The following is a 15,726-nucleotide window of genomic DNA, read 5'->3' as shown; positions in this document are numbered from 1 at the left end:
GGCTCAGGATGTCCTCATCGGGTCGAGCGCAGTGCGAGACCCACATCGAAAGGAATTACGATGAGCGACCTCAATTTTACTCGCCGTGAACGTGCGATCGAAGGCAATGTGTTCGTCGCCTGCCCCTACGGCCCGCGTGACGGCTTCGATCACGACGAGTTCTACCTGAAGGCTCTCGTGCCGGTGATCAAGGGTGTCGGGATGACGCCGGTGCGCGCCGACTCGATCTACGGCCCGCAGACGATCATGGGAACGGTGTACCGCGGCATCGAGCAGGCCGAGGTGGTGATCATCGACTTCACCGGTCGCAACGCAAACGTCGCGATGGAGTTCATGATGGCCGCGATGATCGGCAAGCGAATGATCTACCTGACGCAGGACCTCGACGACATCCCGAGCGACATCCGCGGCCGCGTGCGGGTCATCAAGTACAGCGACCACTACGCGGCGATCGACCAGATGAAGGTCGACCTCAACCTGCAGCTCGCAGCCATCCGGCTCGAGCACAGCGTCGAGATGGCACTGCTGCCGATGGCTTCGGGTGGCACCGACCCCGTCCAGGCGCGGGTGGTCACGGTGACCAAGGACTTCGTGGTGGTCGAGGCGCTCGACGGACGCCGCGGGGTGCTCGGCAACGCGGATGTGGACTACCAGCGGATCGTCCCCGACATGAGTCGGCTGTTCTCGATCGGCGACCCGCTCAGCGGAGCGTTCGAGGTGGACATCTCCGGTGGGGTGAAGTACACGCTGCTGCCAGGTTCGACGAACCCGTGGCACCAGCTCAGCATCGAGTTCCCGGTCGGGCGGAAGTTCACCGGTGTGGTGCAGCGCCGGTCGGAGAAGCTCGGCGCGTTCGTGCTGCTCGACCACGGCATCTGCGGCCTCGTGCACAACTCGGTGCTCGGCGGGCGGACGCTCGCGGTGGGCGACGAGGTCGAGGTGATGGTGACGCGCATGGAGAAGGACAAGCGGCTGATCGCGTTGCAGCCCTTGCGCATGCCACCCAAGGTGGCGGACAGCTTTGTTCCCACGCAGCGTGCGTCCGCCGAGAGCAGGTTCGTCAAGGGCCAACGGCTGGAGGGTGAGGTGACGCGGGCGCTGCCTGAAGGGGAGGGTGGGTACGTCCTGCTGCGCCTGCCCGACCGCTCCCGGCCGGTCATGCTGCACTGCACGGCGATGACGCCGGGCACCAGGGCCGACCTCAACGCGGGTGAGATCGAGATCGGCGACGTGATCGACGTCGAGATCGACACCATCGACGTGCGTCGGGACCGGATCACCGTGCGCGAGCTGGAAGAGGCCAAGCTCGCGGAAGTGACAACAGCAGGCTGAGCACCCTCGAACAGGGCGTCTGGCGAGCATCTTGCTCGCCAGACGCCCTGTGTTGTCGTTGCCCCTGTAGCCCGGTTGTGGTGATCACTTGTCCGGCGGCGCCAGGTCGCCGACGGGCGGTATTCGAACTCGTGCGAAGTTGCCGGTCGTCTGACTCAGACCACGGCTTGTGGCGCACCAGCTGTCGGTCCATCAAATGGATGCCGTCGCTTCTCAAGACGTGCGCTTGAGCAGGTCACGCTGGATAGATCCGGCGATGTCATCTTCGACAGTTCGCGTGGAGAACTGCGTTCAGATCAGGCAGGCGAACCCCGGCGAGCTGCAAAGACTCTACGACGCGCTGACCGTGGAGATCGTCTACAACGCACGAGGCGGGATGCTCGTGTGAGCATCCCGCCTCGTGCGGTTAACGCTGGTGTCCGAGGGGGGACTTGAACCCCCACCCCCTTTCGGGGACTAGCACCTCAAGCTAGCGCGTCTGCCATTCCGCCACCCGGACCGGTGTGGCTGAATCATATATGCCCGGTGAACGGCCCTCGAACCAGGGGCGGGTGAAGCCTCGGACACGCCCCCTACGATCGGGGCGCACAGGGCGTGAACAGCGAGGAGGACGGCCAGTGAAGGTCATCGTCGAGGCCGACGGAGGGTCGCGGGGCAATCCTGGGCCTGCCGGGTACGGGGCCGTGGTCCGCGATCATCGGACCGGGGAGACGCTGGCCGAGCGGAAGGGGTTCGTGGGGGTTGCGACTAACAACGTGGCCGAGTACCAGGGGCTGATCGCGGGGCTGAAGGCAGCGGGGGAGGTCGGGGCCGAGGTCGTCGAGGTGCGGATGGACTCGAAGCTGGTCGTCGAGCAGATGTCGGGGCGCTGGAAGATCAAGCACCCGTCGATGCAGCCGCTGGCGAAGGAGGCGAAGCAGCTCGCGGACGCCTTCGACAAGATCACGTACGGGTGGATTCCGCGGGAGCGCAACCGGCAGGCGGACCGGCTCGCCAACGAGGCCATGGACGCCCAGAAAGAAAGCCGCCGACCGGACGCGACAGAACCGGACGCGACGAAATCGGACGCGACGGCAGAGGGTGCCAAGCAGCCGCACTGGAGTGGGGCGGTGGGGGAGCCCACGCGGCTGATCTTGCTGAGGCACGGGCAGACCAGGCTGAGCGTCGAACGCCGTTACTCCGGCCGCGGCGACCACCCGCTCACCGAGCTGGGGCTGGAGCAGGCGAGCAAGGCCGCTCGAAGGCTGTCCACTGTGGAGGACGTCGCGGCTGTCATCTCATCGCCGTTGCAGCGGGCCGCTCAGACCGCGCAGCAGGTCGCGCAGAAGCTCGGCCTCGACGTGGTCACGCACCAGGGGTTGATCGAGACGGACTTCGGCGCGTGGGAGGGGCTGACGTTCGCCGAGGCGGCGCAGCAGGACCCCGACGTGCACCGCAGGTGGCTGGGCGACACGAGTGTGCGGCCGCCGGGCGGTGAGAGCTTCGACGAAGTGCACTCACGGGTGCGTAGGGCGCGCACGGAGCTGATTGCCAAGTACGGCGGGAAGACGCTTGTCGTGGTGAGTCATGTCACGCCCATCAAGACGTTGCTGCGCCAGGCGTTGGACGTGGGGCCGCAGTTCCTGTTCCGGATGCACCTCGACCTCACGGGCGTCTCGATCGCCGAGTTCTACCCGGACGGGCACGCGTCGGTGAAGCTGGTCAACGACACATCGCACCTGAGCTAAGAAGCGCGGCGCAGGCGTGGGGTGAGGGCCGTCACGAACCGGTCGGCCGCCTCGTTAAGCGCGGCAGCCGCCGCCGGGGAGCCGACGTTCTGGTCCAGCACGAACTCGCCGCGCACCACCCGGTCCGCGCCCTTCGAGGCGAGCAACGGGTGCAGCGCGTAGTCCATCGCCACCAGGAACCCCTGGCTGCCGCCGGTCGCCAGGGGCAGCACGGCGCGGCCGCGCAGGGCCTTCTTCGGCAGCAGGTCGAGCAGTGCCTTGACCAGGCCCGAGTAGGCCGCGCGGTAGACCGGTGAGGCGACCACGACGCCGTCGGCGGACAGGACGGAGCTCACCGCGGCGGCGATCTCGGGGTCGCTCAGGTCCTCGGTGAGCAGGGACAACGTCGGCAGCGCCCGCACGTTCAGGTGGGCCACGCGGTGGCCGGTGGCCTCCAGCGCGGCGGCGACGTGCGACACGACCTGGCCGGTGGGCGCGGCGGGGGACGGCGCGCCGGAGATGATCAGGAGATCGGACACGGCAGGACAACTCCCTGAGATCGCGCGGACGTGGGCGGCGAGCGGTCTCAGCGGCAACACAGGCTGGCTGCCACGTGGCCGTGGTCGACGTGGCGACGTCGTGTCATGAGCAGAAGTGAACCAACGTCCGGACCGGTGGACAACCGGTTCCAGCACCTGGGATATCCTGACGAGCGCGGATGAGTCGGCAGGGCGGCCGCGGCGGGTGATCGTCGAGGAAAGTCCGGACTCCACAGGGCAGGGTGGTTGTTAACGGCAACCAGGGGCGACCCTCGGGACAGTGCCACAGAAAGCAGACCGCCTCGGCGAAAGCCGCGGTAAGGGTGAAACGGTGGTGTAAGAGACCACCAGCGCCCCAGGTGACTGGGGCGGCTAGGTAAACCCCACCCGGAGCAAGGCCAAGAGGGCGCGCGAGCGCCTGCGCGAGCGTTCGAGGGCGGCCCGCCCGATGCTCGCGGGTAGGCCGCTAGAGCCTGCCGGCGACGGCAGGCCCAGATGGATGGCCGCCGAGCGGGGCGTGAGCTCCGTGAACAGGATCCGGCTTACATGCCGGCTCATCCGCGCTGTATTGATTGACCCATGCTTTCTCATCTGGAGTGTGCGCGGTGCGGCCGCGAGCACGACGCCAACGCCGTCCAGAACCTCTGCCACTCCTGCGCCTCGCCGCTGCTGGCCCGCTACGACCTGCTCCGCGTCGCGCGCCCGACCAGCGAGAACTCGCTGTGGCGCTACCGCGACGTGCTGCCCGTGTTCAACCCCGACCCCGCGTTCAGCCTGGGTGAGGGCATGACCCCGCTCGTCCCGTTGCGCAGGATCGGCGCGGCACTCGACGCGAACATCATCATGAAAGACGAGTCGCTCGTCCCGACCGGGTCGTTCAAGGCCCGCGGCGCGGCCGTCGGTGTCGCGAAGGCGAAAGAGCTCGGCATCAAGGGCATCAAGATGCCGACCAACGGCAACGCGGGCGCCGCCTGGGCCCTGTACGCCGCCCGCGCCGGCCTGCGCAGCGTCATCGCCATGCCGCAGGACGCCCCGCTGATCACCCGCGAGGAGGTCGCGGCGAGCGGCGCCGAGCTGCGGATCGTGCCCGGCACCATCGCCGACGCCGCCAAGGCGCTGGCCGACGTGGACCTGTTCGACGCGTCGACTCTCAGGGAGCCGTACCGGATCGAGGGCAAGAAGACGATGGGTTACGAGATCGTCGAACAGCTCGGCTGGCGCGTGCCCGACGTGATCGTCTACCCGACCGGTGGTGGCGTGGGTCTCATCGGGATCTACAAGGCGCTGCAGGAGATGCGGGAGCTCGGCTGGATCAGCGAGAAGCTGCCGAGGCTGGTCGCGGTGCAGGCCACCGGGTGCGCGCCGATCGTCAGGGCCTTCGTCGAGGGTGCGGAGGAGTCGACGTTCTGGGAGGGCGCCCACACCGGCGCGTTCGGCATCAACGTGCCGAAACCGTTGGGGGACTTCATCATCCTCGAAGCGCTCCGGCAGACCAACGGCACCGCGGTCGCCGTCACCGACGAGCAGATCGAGGCCGACCGCGCCGAATGTGCCCGGCTCGAAGGTGTGTTCCTGTGCCCGGAGGGCGCCGCGACCCTCAGCGCCGTCAGGGAGCTGCGCAAGGACGGCTGGCTCCAGCCGACCGACGAGGTGGTCGTGCTCAACACCGGCGCGGGCATCAAGTACCCGGGGATCCGCCTCTAAGTACACGCAAGCACCAAGGGCGTTACAGAAATGCGGCCGTTCGAGTGGTGAGCCGGGCCCGGTTCACCACCGTCGGTATCACCGCCCGCACGCCCCGATCCTCCTGTCAGACGGTCGGCCCCTGCAGCCGACCGTCCCACCGAGGAGGGGGAACAAGACGATGCAACGCAAGCTGACCGTGGTGCTGGCCCTGTCCAGCCTGATCACCGCGGGAGCGGCGGGCACCAGCCTCGCCGCAGAGGCGGAACTGCCCGTGTACGGGGTGACGAGCTCCGGACTCGACCAGGAGCAGGCGCAGAAGCTGCAAAGAGCGTTGGGGCTCAAGGACGTCGCCAGATCCGAGAGCGGTGAGGTGGCGTTCGCCGACGAGCAGCGCCACCTCCGCGTCCCGACCGTCGACAAAGGACGCGGCAGGGAGGACGAGGACGGCAACGAGACCACGCAGAGCGCACTGGACCTCGAGGCGCTCAAGCGCATCCAGGTCGTCCCGACCGACGTCGCCGTGAAGCGCGTCCAGGAGGCGCTGCGCTCCGCCGGGGTGCTCCCGGACAACGCCACGCCGACCGCGCGGCACACGACGTTCGAACTCTCGGACGCCAACGGCCGCACCGGACTCACGCAGAACCTCGACACGTCGGTGTCGTACACGTTCCAGCTCGGCGGCATCCCGCTGGAGGGTGAGGGCGCGAACATCCGCGTCGCGTTCGACGCGCAAGGCGTCACGGCCCTCAGCCACGCCTCCCGCACGTACGAGAAGAAGGACAGCGTCAAGGTCAACGACCTCGCGTACGGCCTGAAGCTGTGCCAGGAGTACCTCGGAGCCGAGGTGAAGCCGGACGTCAGCTACGTCTACGAGGCCCCCGCGCTCGGTGAGAAGGTCGACCGGGTGGAGCCGTCGTTCCGCTGCACCGGCCGCACCGACGACGGCGGCGCACCGCAGGCCATCACCCTGCCCGCCGTGGTGGGCGCGGAGATCCCGGCCCCGCAGCCGCCGCAGACCCCGCGTCCCGAGCAGCAGTTCAAGACGCAGGCCGCCGGCACCCAGGTCGGCAGCGAGGGCACCGGCAACTGCTCCGGCCTGCCCAACACGCCCGCCAACATCGGCTCGTTCAACACCGAGGCGAGCAACCACGGCATCACCCGCGACTTCAGCTGGCTCGACCACAACGCCTGGGAGAGCGACTTCAAGGACCCGGTGTTCCCCGGCGGTGACGACACCGACTGGGCCGACGACGTCGACCTCACCTACTGGCAGGGCCACGGCTCCGGCACCGGCTTCTACTTCACCGGCTGCTCCGACCACAACGACACCAAGCTCGCCAACACCGAGGCGCGCTGGGGCAACAACGACGTCGAGTGGATGAGCCTCTTCACCTGCCTGATCCTGGAGACCAACACCGGCGGCCAGACGTGGGGCCAGCGCTGGGGCCAGGCCTTCCGCGGCCTGCACCAGATCAACAGCTTCACCACGATCAGCCGCAACTCCGCCAACCACGGCGGCAAGTACGGCCACTACATGTGGCGCTCGCCGTTCCTCTGGTGGAACAAGCCGATGAAGGTCCGCGACGCGTGGGCGCAGGCCAGCATCGACACCCAGCCCCCGGACGTGGAGTGGGCGACCATGGGCGTCTACCTGGGCGCCGGCGGCTACGGCAACTTCGACGACTACTTCTGGGGCAAGGGCTCGGTGGGCCCTGACTACGCCTCGACCGGCATGTTCTGGCGCATCCGCGGCGGGTCCTGACCGGACTCGTGAGGGCCCGGCGACTTCACGGTCGCCGGGCCCGTTCGCGTTTTCGGGTGACCACCCGGCGTGTTCGTGTTGGTGGGAGGGGGGCCGGGCTCCGGCAAGACGACGCCGGCGACCGCGCTCGGGCTGCCGGTGCTGGCCGAGGACGAGGTCAAGGAGGCCCTGACCGACGCACTCGGCGGGCCGGCCGCGGTCGGCGAGTCACGGGGGCCGGGCGTGGTTGAGCTCGGACCGGTGTCCTCAGCGGTTCGCCGGGCGCCCCGAAGGCATCCGCAGCACCGGGCGGAACGGCTCCCCGGCGTTGTACAGCTCCTCCAGCTCTGTCACGTACGCCAGGACAGCCGGGTTGACGATGTCCGCCAGCGACCGCACGCCCGCCTGGGGTTCGCAGGACGCGAGGTACGTCGCCGCCGCACGGGCGCGCTCCAGCACCGACCTGTCGAAGTTGATCGTCCGCTGGACCCGGCGCCGTGATTGCGGGCCGTTCCCGGTAGGCTGGTTCACGCCTGGAGCACTAGGGGAGGCTGTGATTCCGTCCACACTTCCGTCCGGTACGAGGTCAGGTTCGAGCATGGGCGAGTCTCCTCGGAGTCGTCACTTCGGGTCACGCTCGCGGAGGGGTCGCGAACCGGCTGACCAGGGCTTCCACCTGAGTGGACACGTGCGCACATGTGAGACGCACGCACTGAGTGTGACCAGGGCGTTCGCAGTCGGGTGAACCTTGCCAGCGACGGAGAGAATCTTGGTCCTGGTGTTCCCCACTGACGTCTCCTCAGTGATGATGTGTCGGCCAGATTAGACGTAATTCCTCCCAGGGGGAACGCCCAGATGATCTACAGCCCGCAGCAACAGCTTCACACGTCGTGACGAACTCGTGTTCTACTCGTAGCGCAAGCCCGAGCGCACTCTGGAGTACCTAATGACCGCCATGGACCTGGTGACACTCGCTCAGCAGCAGCCGACGGCCCCGGGCACGAACAACATCCGCGACTGGATCCTGGGCAACATCGTCCCGTTGCTCCTGTTGACCGTGGCGCTGCTGTTGCTGTGGCTCGGCGGCGGCAAGGGCGACAACGCGGGTGTCATGCGCCGCCTGGGTGGTGTGATCGTCGCGCTGGCCATCATCGGCCTCGCCGTCACGACCAACGCGGGTGCGGACATCGGCAAGTGGCTCGCCGGCTTGTTCGTCGGAGGCTGATCCGTGCGGGTTCGCACTGACGACGAGGTCTACCGGGTCGACGCCGTCTGGCTCGGGCCGCCCAAAGCGACTTTTCCCTGGCGCGCGCGGTATGTGGCGTGGGGCGTCGGGATCGTCGTCTTCCTCGCCGTACTCACGATCGAGCGGCAGGTGGGCATCGGGTTCGGGTTCTTCTCGACCGCGTGGGCCCTCGTCGCCACGATCATCCTCACTCGCTTCATCACGGCGCGGATCAGCCATGAACGGCCACTCACGGCCGTCATGTCGATGTGGGTCCGCGAGCTCACCGCACCTCGAGAACGCACGGCAAGCACCGGCGGAGCGGCGAGTGCCGCCCGGATCCGGGTCAGCTCGCAGCGCCCTCGTCCCAAGTTGAGCAAGAAACAACGGGCGAGACAGCAGGCCCAGAACCGCCGGACGTCAGCCACGCGCAAGAAGGAGGTTCGCGGTGTTCGGACGCCGGCGAGACCGTGACCGTCGCTCCGCCCAGCACATCGCCCAGCACGCGGCCGCGGACCCGCGCGACCACGAGCGGGCCGCCTACTCCAAGCGTGGCCGGCGCCTGCCCGGCGAGCAGGCCGTGCCCAGCTACACCCCGTCGATCAGCGCCCGCAGCATCGACGGGCACCTGCTGCGCACCGGCCAGGAGGTCTACGCCTGGTACCGGCTCGCGCCGCAGCGCTGGTCGTTCCGCAGCGACTCGCAGCGCCAGGACCTGATCGCCGCGATCGCCGGCCAGTACGCCGAGCTGCAGGGCCGCTGGATGCACCTGCGGGTCACCACGCGGCCGTACCCGATCCGCATGTGGGCCGAGGCGCACGTGCACAACGCCGTCAAGCGCCTGCCGGACACCCCCGGCACGCTGACGTTCGACGACTACATGGTCGGCGAGCAGCAGCAGCTCATGGGCCGCTCGATGGCGGAGAAAGAGGTCTACCTGGGCGTCCAGGTGCAGACCCGCAACATGATGGACCGCGCCGTCGAACGCGCGGCCCCCGTGCTGCGCAAGGTCTTCCCGGACGCCGTGGACGCCGAGCTGGTGGCGCTGGACTCCGAGGTCGAGCACCTCGACCAGGTCATCGGGTCCGCGGGCCTGCTGGGCCGGCCGGCGACGGCCGAGGAGATGTCCTGGCTGATGCACCGGTCGTGCTCGCTGGGACTGCCCGCGCCGCGCAACATGCCCGCCGTGCCCGGTGCCGCCTGGGAACCGGAGGACCTCGCGAGCTTCACCGACGCGGCGGACTTCCACCAGGAGCCCTACTCGCCGACGGTGGTCGTGCGCGGCCGCACCGGCTCGAACGCGGGCGTCAAGCGGCACGTCGCGGTGCTCACCGTCGGGCTGATGCACGGCCTGCAGATCCCCGAGGTCGACGACCCGTGGGTGCAGCGCGCCGACCGCCTGCCCGCCGCCGTCGAGTGGTCCGCCCGGATCTACGTGCGCCGCCCGGAGGAGGTGTCCGGCGAGCTCTCCCGGCAGATGAGCAAGGTGCGCTCGCAGGTCCGCCACTACACCGACGAGCACGAGCTGGACCCGCCGCAGTCGCTGGCCCGCCAGGCCGGTCGCGTGCTGGAGATCGACGACGAGATGACGTCGGGCTTCACCGCGCTCGGCACCCGCGTCAGGTCCTGGTGGCGGCTCGCGGTCTCCGGCCCGACCGAGCGCGAGGCGCTGCGGCTGGCTCAGCAGCTGCTGGAGCTCTACAAGCCGAAGATCGCCATCGAACACCCCGAGGCGCAGTACGCGATCGCCCGCGAGTTCATCCCCGGTGAGCCGTTGTCCAACGGCGCGTACCTGCGGCGCGGCAGCGTGTTGTGGGCGGCGTCCGCCGTTCCGACGGCCACGGCCGAGGTCGGTGACCGCCAGGGCATCCTGCTCGGCGAGACCGTCACGGCCACCCGCCGCCCGGTCGCCTGGGACCCGTGGATGGCCCAGGAGCTCCGCGACTCCTCCGGTCTGACGGCGATGGTCGCGGGTCTCGGTGCCGGCAAGTCGTTCCTCGGCGGCGGCATCGTCTACAAGACGCTGCGGGCCGGCGCGCACTGGACGCTGCTCGACCCGTCCGGTCCGCTCGCCGCGCTGTGCGAGCTGCCGGAGCTGCGCCCGTACGCCCGGCCGATCAACCTGCTCAACGCCCAGCCCGGCATCCTCAACCCGTACCGGGTGGTCGCCGAGCCGATGATCGACCACTTCCGCGGCGAGGAGGACGACCCGGAACGGGCCTGGCGCCGGGAGAAGGCACTGGCGGCGGCGACCCGTCGCCGGCTGGTGCTGGACGTGCTCCTCGGCCTGCTGCCGTTCGAGGTCGCCCGCCTGCCGCAGACGCGCATCGTGCTGCTGCGCGCCGTCCGCACGGTCGGTGGCCGCTTCGACGCCCACCCCGGTCTCGTCTTCGAGGCGCTGCGCCGGGACGCGTCCGAGCACCACGAGCACGCCGTCGTCGTCGCGGACTTCCTCGACGAGATGCGCGAGCGCATGTCGTTGCTGATCCCCGAGGCGAACGCCGACCCGTACAACGAGCAGCGCGACGACCGGCTCACCGTCTTCACCATGGCCGGTCTCACCCTGCCCAAGGACGGCGTCGGCCGCGAGCACTGGACCGACGCGGAGTCGCTCGGCGTCGAGATGCTGAACCTCGCCGCCTGGCTCACCCAGCGCTCGATCTACGACCGGCCGAAGGACGAGCGCAAGGGCGTCTGGATCGACGAGGCGTTCTTCCTCTCCGAGGTCCCGACCGGTCGCGTGCTGATGAACCGCTTCGCGCGTGACTCCCGCAAGTGGAACGTGCGTGTGCTGCTGTCGTCGCAGATCCCCGAGGACTTCCTGCGGATCCAGGGCTTCGTCGCCCTGCTCGACTCGGTCTTCGTCGGCCGGCTCGACGACGACAAGGCGCAGGCGGACGCGCTGAAGCTGCTGAAGGTGCCCGTCGGCGCCGGGTACGAGCAGGTCGTCGCCTCGCTCGGCCGCCGTCCCGGTGAGCGGACCGGCACCGAACGGGACCGCGCGCCGCGGCAGTTCATCTTCGGCGACGGTGCCGGTGGCGTGGAGCGGATCCGCATCGACTTCAGCGGCCCGCACCTGGAGCACCTGCGCAACTCGCTCGACACGACTCCGGACGCCAAGCGCGGCCGGGATGCTCTTCCTGCAGGCGAGGAGGACCAGGTGCCAGCGACGCAGACCACCTACGTGCCGGACGAGATCGACGACGAGCTCGCCGCCGACCTCGAGCTCGGATTGACCGAGGACGAGGCCCACCTCGTGGGCCACGGTGACGGGAAGAGCCGCCACCGGGACGGCGCCGCATGACGGCGTTGGCGATCGTGCTCTCGATCGCCGCTTTGCTGTGGGCAAAGCGGCGGTTCGGGGTGCACATGTCCCAGCGCGTCGGGGCGCGCACGAAGGCCATCGGTCTCGTGTCGGCGATCCTGGCACTCCAGGTGGTACTGGGTGCCCCGGCGGCCCACGCCCAAAACTGCGGCGAGGCACCGAATCCGGAACGTCCCGGCGCCGGCATGGTCGGCGCGCTCGACCCGCCGGTCGGCAACGGCCTGCCGGGCTCGGCGTACCTGGAGTACGGCTACGCCGGCATGGTCTGGCACTACTACCAGAAGAGCTGCACCATCCCGAACGCCAGCGCCACCATCGACACGTGGGCGGGCAACGAGCTCTTCAGCGTCGGCAAGAACATCGTCGGTGCCACGAACGCGTTGCACTACACGGTGATGGGCCGCGGTCTGCTGGTCCCGCTGGACGACGCCGTGAAGAACGGCGTGCAGAAGGTCTACGACAACGTCTACCTGCGCTGGTTCGGCCTGGTGGCGTTGATCCTGGCGATCCTGATGTTCCGGCAGATCTGGACCGGCGACTTCGCCGCGATCTCCAAACGCGGGCTGTGGGCGCTGGCCGCGATGTGGCTCGCCACGTCGACCCTGGCGCTACCCCAGTTCTACAACCTCCTCGACAACACCCTGGTCTCCAAGACATCGGAGATACAGGCGGGCTTCATCGAAGCCCCCGAGGAACAAGGCACACTCCACGTCCTGCCGACCAAACTGCACGAAGCCGTTGTGTACCAAAGCTGGCTGCGTGGTGCGTTCGGCACGCCGGAAGCGCCACAGGCCACCGAGTACGGCCCGCGCGTCCTCAAGGCCCAGGCGTGGACCACGGCCGAGATCGCCGAGCACAAGGACGCCGACCAGGCGGCGCTGAGCGCGAAGAAGGCCGAGTGGATCGCACTCGAAGGCCAGCTCGGCACCGCGAAGGGCTACTTCGACGGCACCGACGGCAGCCGCACCGGCGCGGGTTTCCTCTCGCTGCTGCAGGCGGTCGCGTTCTCACTGTTCCAGCTGTTCGCCAAGGCCGCCGTGCTGCTCGCCCAGCTGCTGCTGCGCATCCTCACGCTCGCCGGACCGCTCATCGGTCTCGTCGCGCTGCTCCACCACGACCTGCTGCGCAAGGTCGCCCGCGCGGCCGCCGTCACGGTGTTCAACGTGCTGGTGCTCGCGGTCCTCGCGGGTGTGCACGCGCTGCTGCTGCAGGCGATCTTCAACGCGACCGGGTTGTCGTTGCTGACGCGGACGTTGCTGGGACTGATGCTCACCTTGGTGTGCTTCGTGATCGGCAAACCGCTGCGCCGCATGTGGCAGATGGTCGAGATGTCGGTCGGGTCGGCGGGCAACGTCCTGCCGATGCAGGGCGGCATCTGGTCGAAGCTGCGCGGCAAGAAGCAGGTGGGACCGACCCCGCAGGACGAGTTCTGGGACTCGGTGCGCGAGGGCGAGGCCGAGGGCGACGTGCCGCAGCGCGGACGCGGGCGGGTGCGCCCGGAGGCGTCCAACCCGGTCGCGGCCACCGCCAGCGGCTCGACCGCGGTGCGCCGAACCCGATCAATGCGGGCGGCGACGGCTACAACGGCGTGCGCGGGTGCGTTGCCGGGCGGTTCGGGTCCGGCGGCGCTGCCGGTCGGCCGGTCGCGCGTGGTCGACAGCCCCCCGGTCACCGACCGGCAGTGGGACCGCGTGGACGACGCGGTGCTGGTGCCGTCGCGGTCGAACGGCTACCAGGGCCCGGTGCAGGAACCGCGGCGCGCGGAGTCGGAAGTGGTGGCGGGACGCCAGGTGCACGTGATCTACCGGCCGTCGCGCGGCTTCGAAGTCAGGGACAACTGAGGGAGGGGGACGTCAGGTGCCGATCCGTACCAACCGCGGCCGCGCCGCGGTCTACCGCAGCCTGTGGGGCTGGCCGATGCGCTCCCCGCGCCACCTCGGTGCGTCGATCATCATCTTCGTGGCGCTCGTCGTCGCGCTGGGCGTGATCATCCCGAAGGTGCTCGACCGCGGTCCGGCCGGAACCGGCACGACCGCGGCCGGCCAGTCGACGTCGCTGCAGCCGACCCAGGTGGGGCAGCTCCCGGCCAGCGGCACCTCGCTGCCGACGAAGCTCCCGCCGCCGTCGAACTCGGCGCAGGCGGCGCCTCCGCAGACCGCCGCCCAGCTCGTCGCCGAACTCTGGGCGGAGAACTGGATCAAGCCGCCGCCCAACAACGACGTGGAGAAGTGGCTCGCGAACCTCCGTCCGTACACCACGGAGGAGTTCCTCGCACAGATGGCGACCATCGACCCGAAGAACGTGCCGGACAAGATCACCGAAAAGGTGGCGCCCGTTCGGTCGACGGTGTCCTCCGCGGACTTCCGGGTCGGCACCGACTCGGGCAAGGTCGTCATCACGTTGATCAAGCTTGCGCCCAGCAACGAGTGGCGGGTCAACAGCTACACGAAGGCGGACTGAGCCATGCGCCTCATGTTGGTCATCGGCGCCGTCATGGTGGCCATCGTGACGGTGGTCGCGACCTCCGGTGTCTCCCAGGTGGTCAACAACCAGACCGGTGCCGCCGGTGGTGCCGGCGTGCTGCGGATGAGCTGCAACGCCTCGATCGGCCCGTGGGACGCGGGCGGCGGCGACAAGGGCCGCCACGACGCCTCGCGGCTCAACGACGAACAGCGCAACATCGTCGCCCAGATCATCTCCATCGGCCAGCAGCGCGAGCTGCCGCCGCTGGCGTGGCAGATCGCGATCCAGGCCGGCATGACCGAGTCGGGCCTGCGCCCGCTCAACTACGGCGACCGCGACTCGCTCGGCATCTTCCAGATGCGCCCGTCGATGGGCTGGGGCACCGAGGCCCAGGTGGTCGACCCGGTCTACGCGATCAACAAGTTCTACGACGTGCTGCTGAAGGTGCCGGACTGGGAGAACCGCAGGCCGGGCGACTCGGCGCAGGCGGTGGAACGCTCGGCGTTCCCGGACCGCTACCACAACTGGGAGGCCATGGCGGCGTTCCTGCTGAGCGAGCTCGGCCAGATCGCCGACCCGGCCGGCTGCGGCGCGGGCGCGGGCGAGTTCCTGGTGGCCTCGAACGCGGCGGGCGTCGCCATCGAGTTCACCAAGCAGCAGCTGGGCGAGCCGTACCTGTGGGGCGGCAACGGCCCGGACGCCTGGGACTGCTCCGGCATCCTGGTGAAGGCGTTCGGCGCGGCCGGGGTCAAGATCCCGCGGGTGGCGAACGACCAGTACGAGAAGGGCGGCGCCCACCTCCCGGTGCGCGACGCCCAGCCAGGTGACCTGATCTTCTGGGCCTACAACACGGCCGACCCCCGTTCGGTGCACCACGTGGCCATGTACCTCGGCGGCGACGAGTACATCCACGCACCACAAACGGGTGACGTCGTGAAGATCAGCAAGATGAACTGGAACTATCACGAGCTGATGCCAATGGCCGTCCGGCCGGGCGTGTAGATCGCGGGGAGGCGCTGCATGTTCAACCACGACCCCATCCCGAGGCCCTCCGGACCACCGGCTTCGAGCACACCGATGCGTGACTACTCGGTCTCGGGTGCTCCTGGGGTGTCGTCCGACTACGTGGTGATCCCGCGGGCGCTGGCCGAGATGATGCCGTTGCCGTGGCAGCAGCACATGGTCCACCTGCTCGCCGAGTTCCACCGCACCTACGGCCACCTGAAGTGGCCGATCTACCGGGTGGTGCCCTCGCGCTACGAGAAGCTCGCCGACCTCGACGAGGAACAGCTGGCCGAGGTCGGCGCCATCATGGAGATCGACTCCGACGGCTCCCTCGTCTACCGCGACCGCTCCGGCCGCAAGATCGAGAACGCCGAGGACCGCACGGTCCTGGTCTCATGTTTGGATCCGATCCCGTCGGAGTACGCCAACGCCAACCAGTCCACACCGCCGAGGGGTTTCCCGGCGCCATTGGGAGGCGGACGCGCATGAGCGACACCAGCGGTTGGTACTACTGCCTGACGCACCAGACCGTCGAGCAGGGCAAGGGCTGCAGGGGCGGGGACCGCATGGGCCCCTACCCGGACGAGGCCACCGCCTCCCAGGCCCTGGAGCTCGCCCGCGAACGCACGCGCACCGCGGACGCCGAGGACAAGAAGTGGCGCGGCGACGACGAGGCCTGATTCTCCAGTGCGGTGATCACGAAC

General features: G+C 69.1%; 14 protein-coding genes, 1 tRNA gene and 1 other RNA gene. 13 read left to right on the top strand and 3 right to left on the bottom strand.

The features are described 5' to 3' along the window. Nucleotides 1-60 precede the first annotated feature (60 nt). Nucleotides 61-1,332, top strand: coding sequence for a S1 RNA-binding domain-containing protein (locus BBK82_RS08825; RefSeq protein ID WP_083267877.1), 1,272 nt, complete (start codon nt 61-63; stop codon nt 1,330-1,332). 413 nt (nt 1,333-1,745) lie between these two features. Here BBK82_RS08825 and BBK82_RS08820 read toward each other — a convergent pair. Next, a tRNA-Leu gene (locus tag BBK82_RS08820) sits at nt 1,746-1,831 on the bottom strand. A gap of 118 nt (nt 1,832-1,949) precedes the next feature. Here BBK82_RS08820 and BBK82_RS08815 point away from each other — a divergent pair. Continuing rightward, nucleotides 1,950-3,059, top strand: a complete 1,110-nt coding sequence (locus BBK82_RS08815) for a bifunctional RNase H/acid phosphatase (RefSeq protein WP_065914558.1) — start codon at nt 1,950-1,952, stop codon at nt 3,057-3,059. Here the strand turns inward: BBK82_RS08815 and BBK82_RS08810 are convergent. After that, nucleotides 3,056-3,577, bottom strand: a complete 522-nt coding sequence (locus BBK82_RS08810; RefSeq protein ID WP_065914557.1) for an NAD(P)H-dependent oxidoreductase — start codon at nt 3,575-3,577, stop codon at nt 3,056-3,058. The genes BBK82_RS08815 and BBK82_RS08810 overlap by 4 nt on opposite strands. 180 nt (nt 3,578-3,757) lie before the next feature. On the opposite strand from BBK82_RS08810, the gene rnpB reads away from it, so the two are divergent. From rnpB to BBK82_RS08795, 3 genes are all read left to right on the top strand, one after another. Further along, an RNA gene (gene rnpB / locus BBK82_RS08805) (RNase P RNA component class A) lies at nt 3,758-4,138 on the top strand. 18 nt (nt 4,139-4,156) lie between these two features. Further along, nucleotides 4,157-5,281, top strand: a complete 1,125-nt coding sequence (locus tag BBK82_RS08800) for a threonine synthase (protein ID WP_065914556.1) — start codon at nt 4,157-4,159, stop codon at nt 5,279-5,281. A 160-nt stretch (nt 5,282-5,441) separates the two neighbouring features. After that, nucleotides 5,442-7,025 (top strand): DUF6345 domain-containing protein, encoded by a 1,584-nt coding sequence (locus BBK82_RS08795; protein ID WP_065914555.1) that lies wholly within the window; start codon nt 5,442-5,444, stop codon nt 7,023-7,025. A 246-nt stretch (nt 7,026-7,271) separates the two neighbouring features. Here BBK82_RS08795 and BBK82_RS08790 read toward each other — a convergent pair whose 3' ends face one another. Next, entirely contained in the window at nt 7,272-7,535 is a 264-nt protein-coding gene (locus BBK82_RS08790; protein WP_237048096.1) for a hypothetical protein, read from the bottom strand. 415 nt (nt 7,536-7,950) lie between these two features. Here BBK82_RS08790 and BBK82_RS08785 point away from each other — a divergent pair, with 415 nt between their 5' ends. The 8 genes from BBK82_RS08785 to BBK82_RS08750 all read left to right on the top strand — a co-directional run bounded on the left by BBK82_RS08785 (nt 7,951) and on the right by BBK82_RS08750 (nt 15,702). Continuing rightward, nucleotides 7,951-8,229 (top strand): hypothetical protein, encoded by a 279-nt coding sequence (locus tag BBK82_RS08785; RefSeq protein WP_065914553.1) that lies wholly within the window; start codon nt 7,951-7,953, stop codon nt 8,227-8,229. Between the two features lie 3 nt (nt 8,230-8,232). Next, on the top strand, nt 8,233-8,703 hold the full coding sequence (locus BBK82_RS08780; protein ID WP_065914552.1) for a hypothetical protein: 471 nt from the start codon (nt 8,233-8,235) through the stop codon (nt 8,701-8,703). Next, complete coding sequence (locus BBK82_RS08775; protein WP_179953762.1) at nt 8,678-11,533, top strand: ATP-binding protein; 2,856 nt, start codon at nt 8,678-8,680, stop codon at nt 11,531-11,533. The genes BBK82_RS08780 and BBK82_RS08775 overlap by 26 nt, the downstream gene beginning before the upstream one ends. Continuing rightward, the gene (locus BBK82_RS08770; RefSeq protein ID WP_065914551.1) at nt 11,530-13,395 is read left to right on the top strand and encodes a hypothetical protein; all 1,866 of its coding nucleotides are present in this window, start codon (nt 11,530-11,532) and stop codon (nt 13,393-13,395) included. Before BBK82_RS08775 ends, BBK82_RS08770 begins: the two co-directional genes overlap by 4 nt. Nucleotides 13,396-13,411: 16 nt before the next feature. Next, nucleotides 13,412-14,014, top strand: coding sequence for a hypothetical protein (locus BBK82_RS08765; protein ID WP_065914550.1), 603 nt, complete (start codon nt 13,412-13,414; stop codon nt 14,012-14,014). 3 nt (nt 14,015-14,017) lie between these two features. Then, complete coding sequence (locus tag BBK82_RS08760) at nt 14,018-15,019, top strand: C40 family peptidase (protein WP_065914549.1); 1,002 nt, start codon at nt 14,018-14,020, stop codon at nt 15,017-15,019. 75 nt (nt 15,020-15,094) lie between these two features. Next, nucleotides 15,095-15,511: a hypothetical protein gene (locus BBK82_RS08755; protein ID WP_335618061.1), complete on the top strand. Its 417-nt coding sequence runs from the start codon at nt 15,095-15,097 to the stop codon at nt 15,509-15,511. Continuing rightward, nucleotides 15,508-15,702, top strand: coding sequence for a hypothetical protein (locus BBK82_RS08750; protein WP_065914547.1), 195 nt, complete (start codon nt 15,508-15,510; stop codon nt 15,700-15,702). Before BBK82_RS08755 ends, BBK82_RS08750 begins: the two co-directional genes overlap by 4 nt. The last annotated feature ends 24 nt before the right edge of the window (nt 15,703-15,726 follow it).

This window comes from Lentzea guizhouensis, from assembly GCF_001701025.1.
Lineage (GTDB): Bacteria > Actinomycetota > Actinomycetes > Mycobacteriales > Pseudonocardiaceae > Lentzea > Lentzea guizhouensis.
Note: the sequence above shows the minus strand (reverse complement) of the source record. Positions and strands in the feature narration are given on the sequence as shown.

Excerpts from the sequence above, each read along its gene's own strand:
- BBK82_RS08785 (WP_065914553.1), top strand. The coding sequence starts at position 7,951 with ATGACCGCCATGGACCTGGTGACACTCGCTCAGCAGCAGCCGACGGCC.
- BBK82_RS08825 (WP_083267877.1), top strand. The coding sequence starts at position 61 with ATGAGCGACCTCAATTTTACTCGCCGTGAACGTGCGATCGAAGGCAAT.
- BBK82_RS08770 (WP_065914551.1), top strand. The coding sequence starts at position 11,530 with ATGACGGCGTTGGCGATCGTGCTCTCGATCGCCGCTTTGCTGTGGGCA.
- BBK82_RS08755 (WP_335618061.1), top strand. The coding sequence starts at position 15,095 with ATGCGTGACTACTCGGTCTCGGGTGCTCCTGGGGTGTCGTCCGACTAC.
- BBK82_RS08800 (WP_065914556.1), top strand. The coding sequence starts at position 4,157 with ATGCTTTCTCATCTGGAGTGTGCGCGGTGCGGCCGCGAGCACGACGCC.
- BBK82_RS08750 (WP_065914547.1), top strand. The coding sequence starts at position 15,508 with ATGAGCGACACCAGCGGTTGGTACTACTGCCTGACGCACCAGACCGTC.
- BBK82_RS08760 (WP_065914549.1), top strand. The coding sequence starts at position 14,018 with ATGCGCCTCATGTTGGTCATCGGCGCCGTCATGGTGGCCATCGTGACG.
- BBK82_RS08795 (WP_065914555.1), top strand. The coding sequence starts at position 5,442 with ATGCAACGCAAGCTGACCGTGGTGCTGGCCCTGTCCAGCCTGATCACC.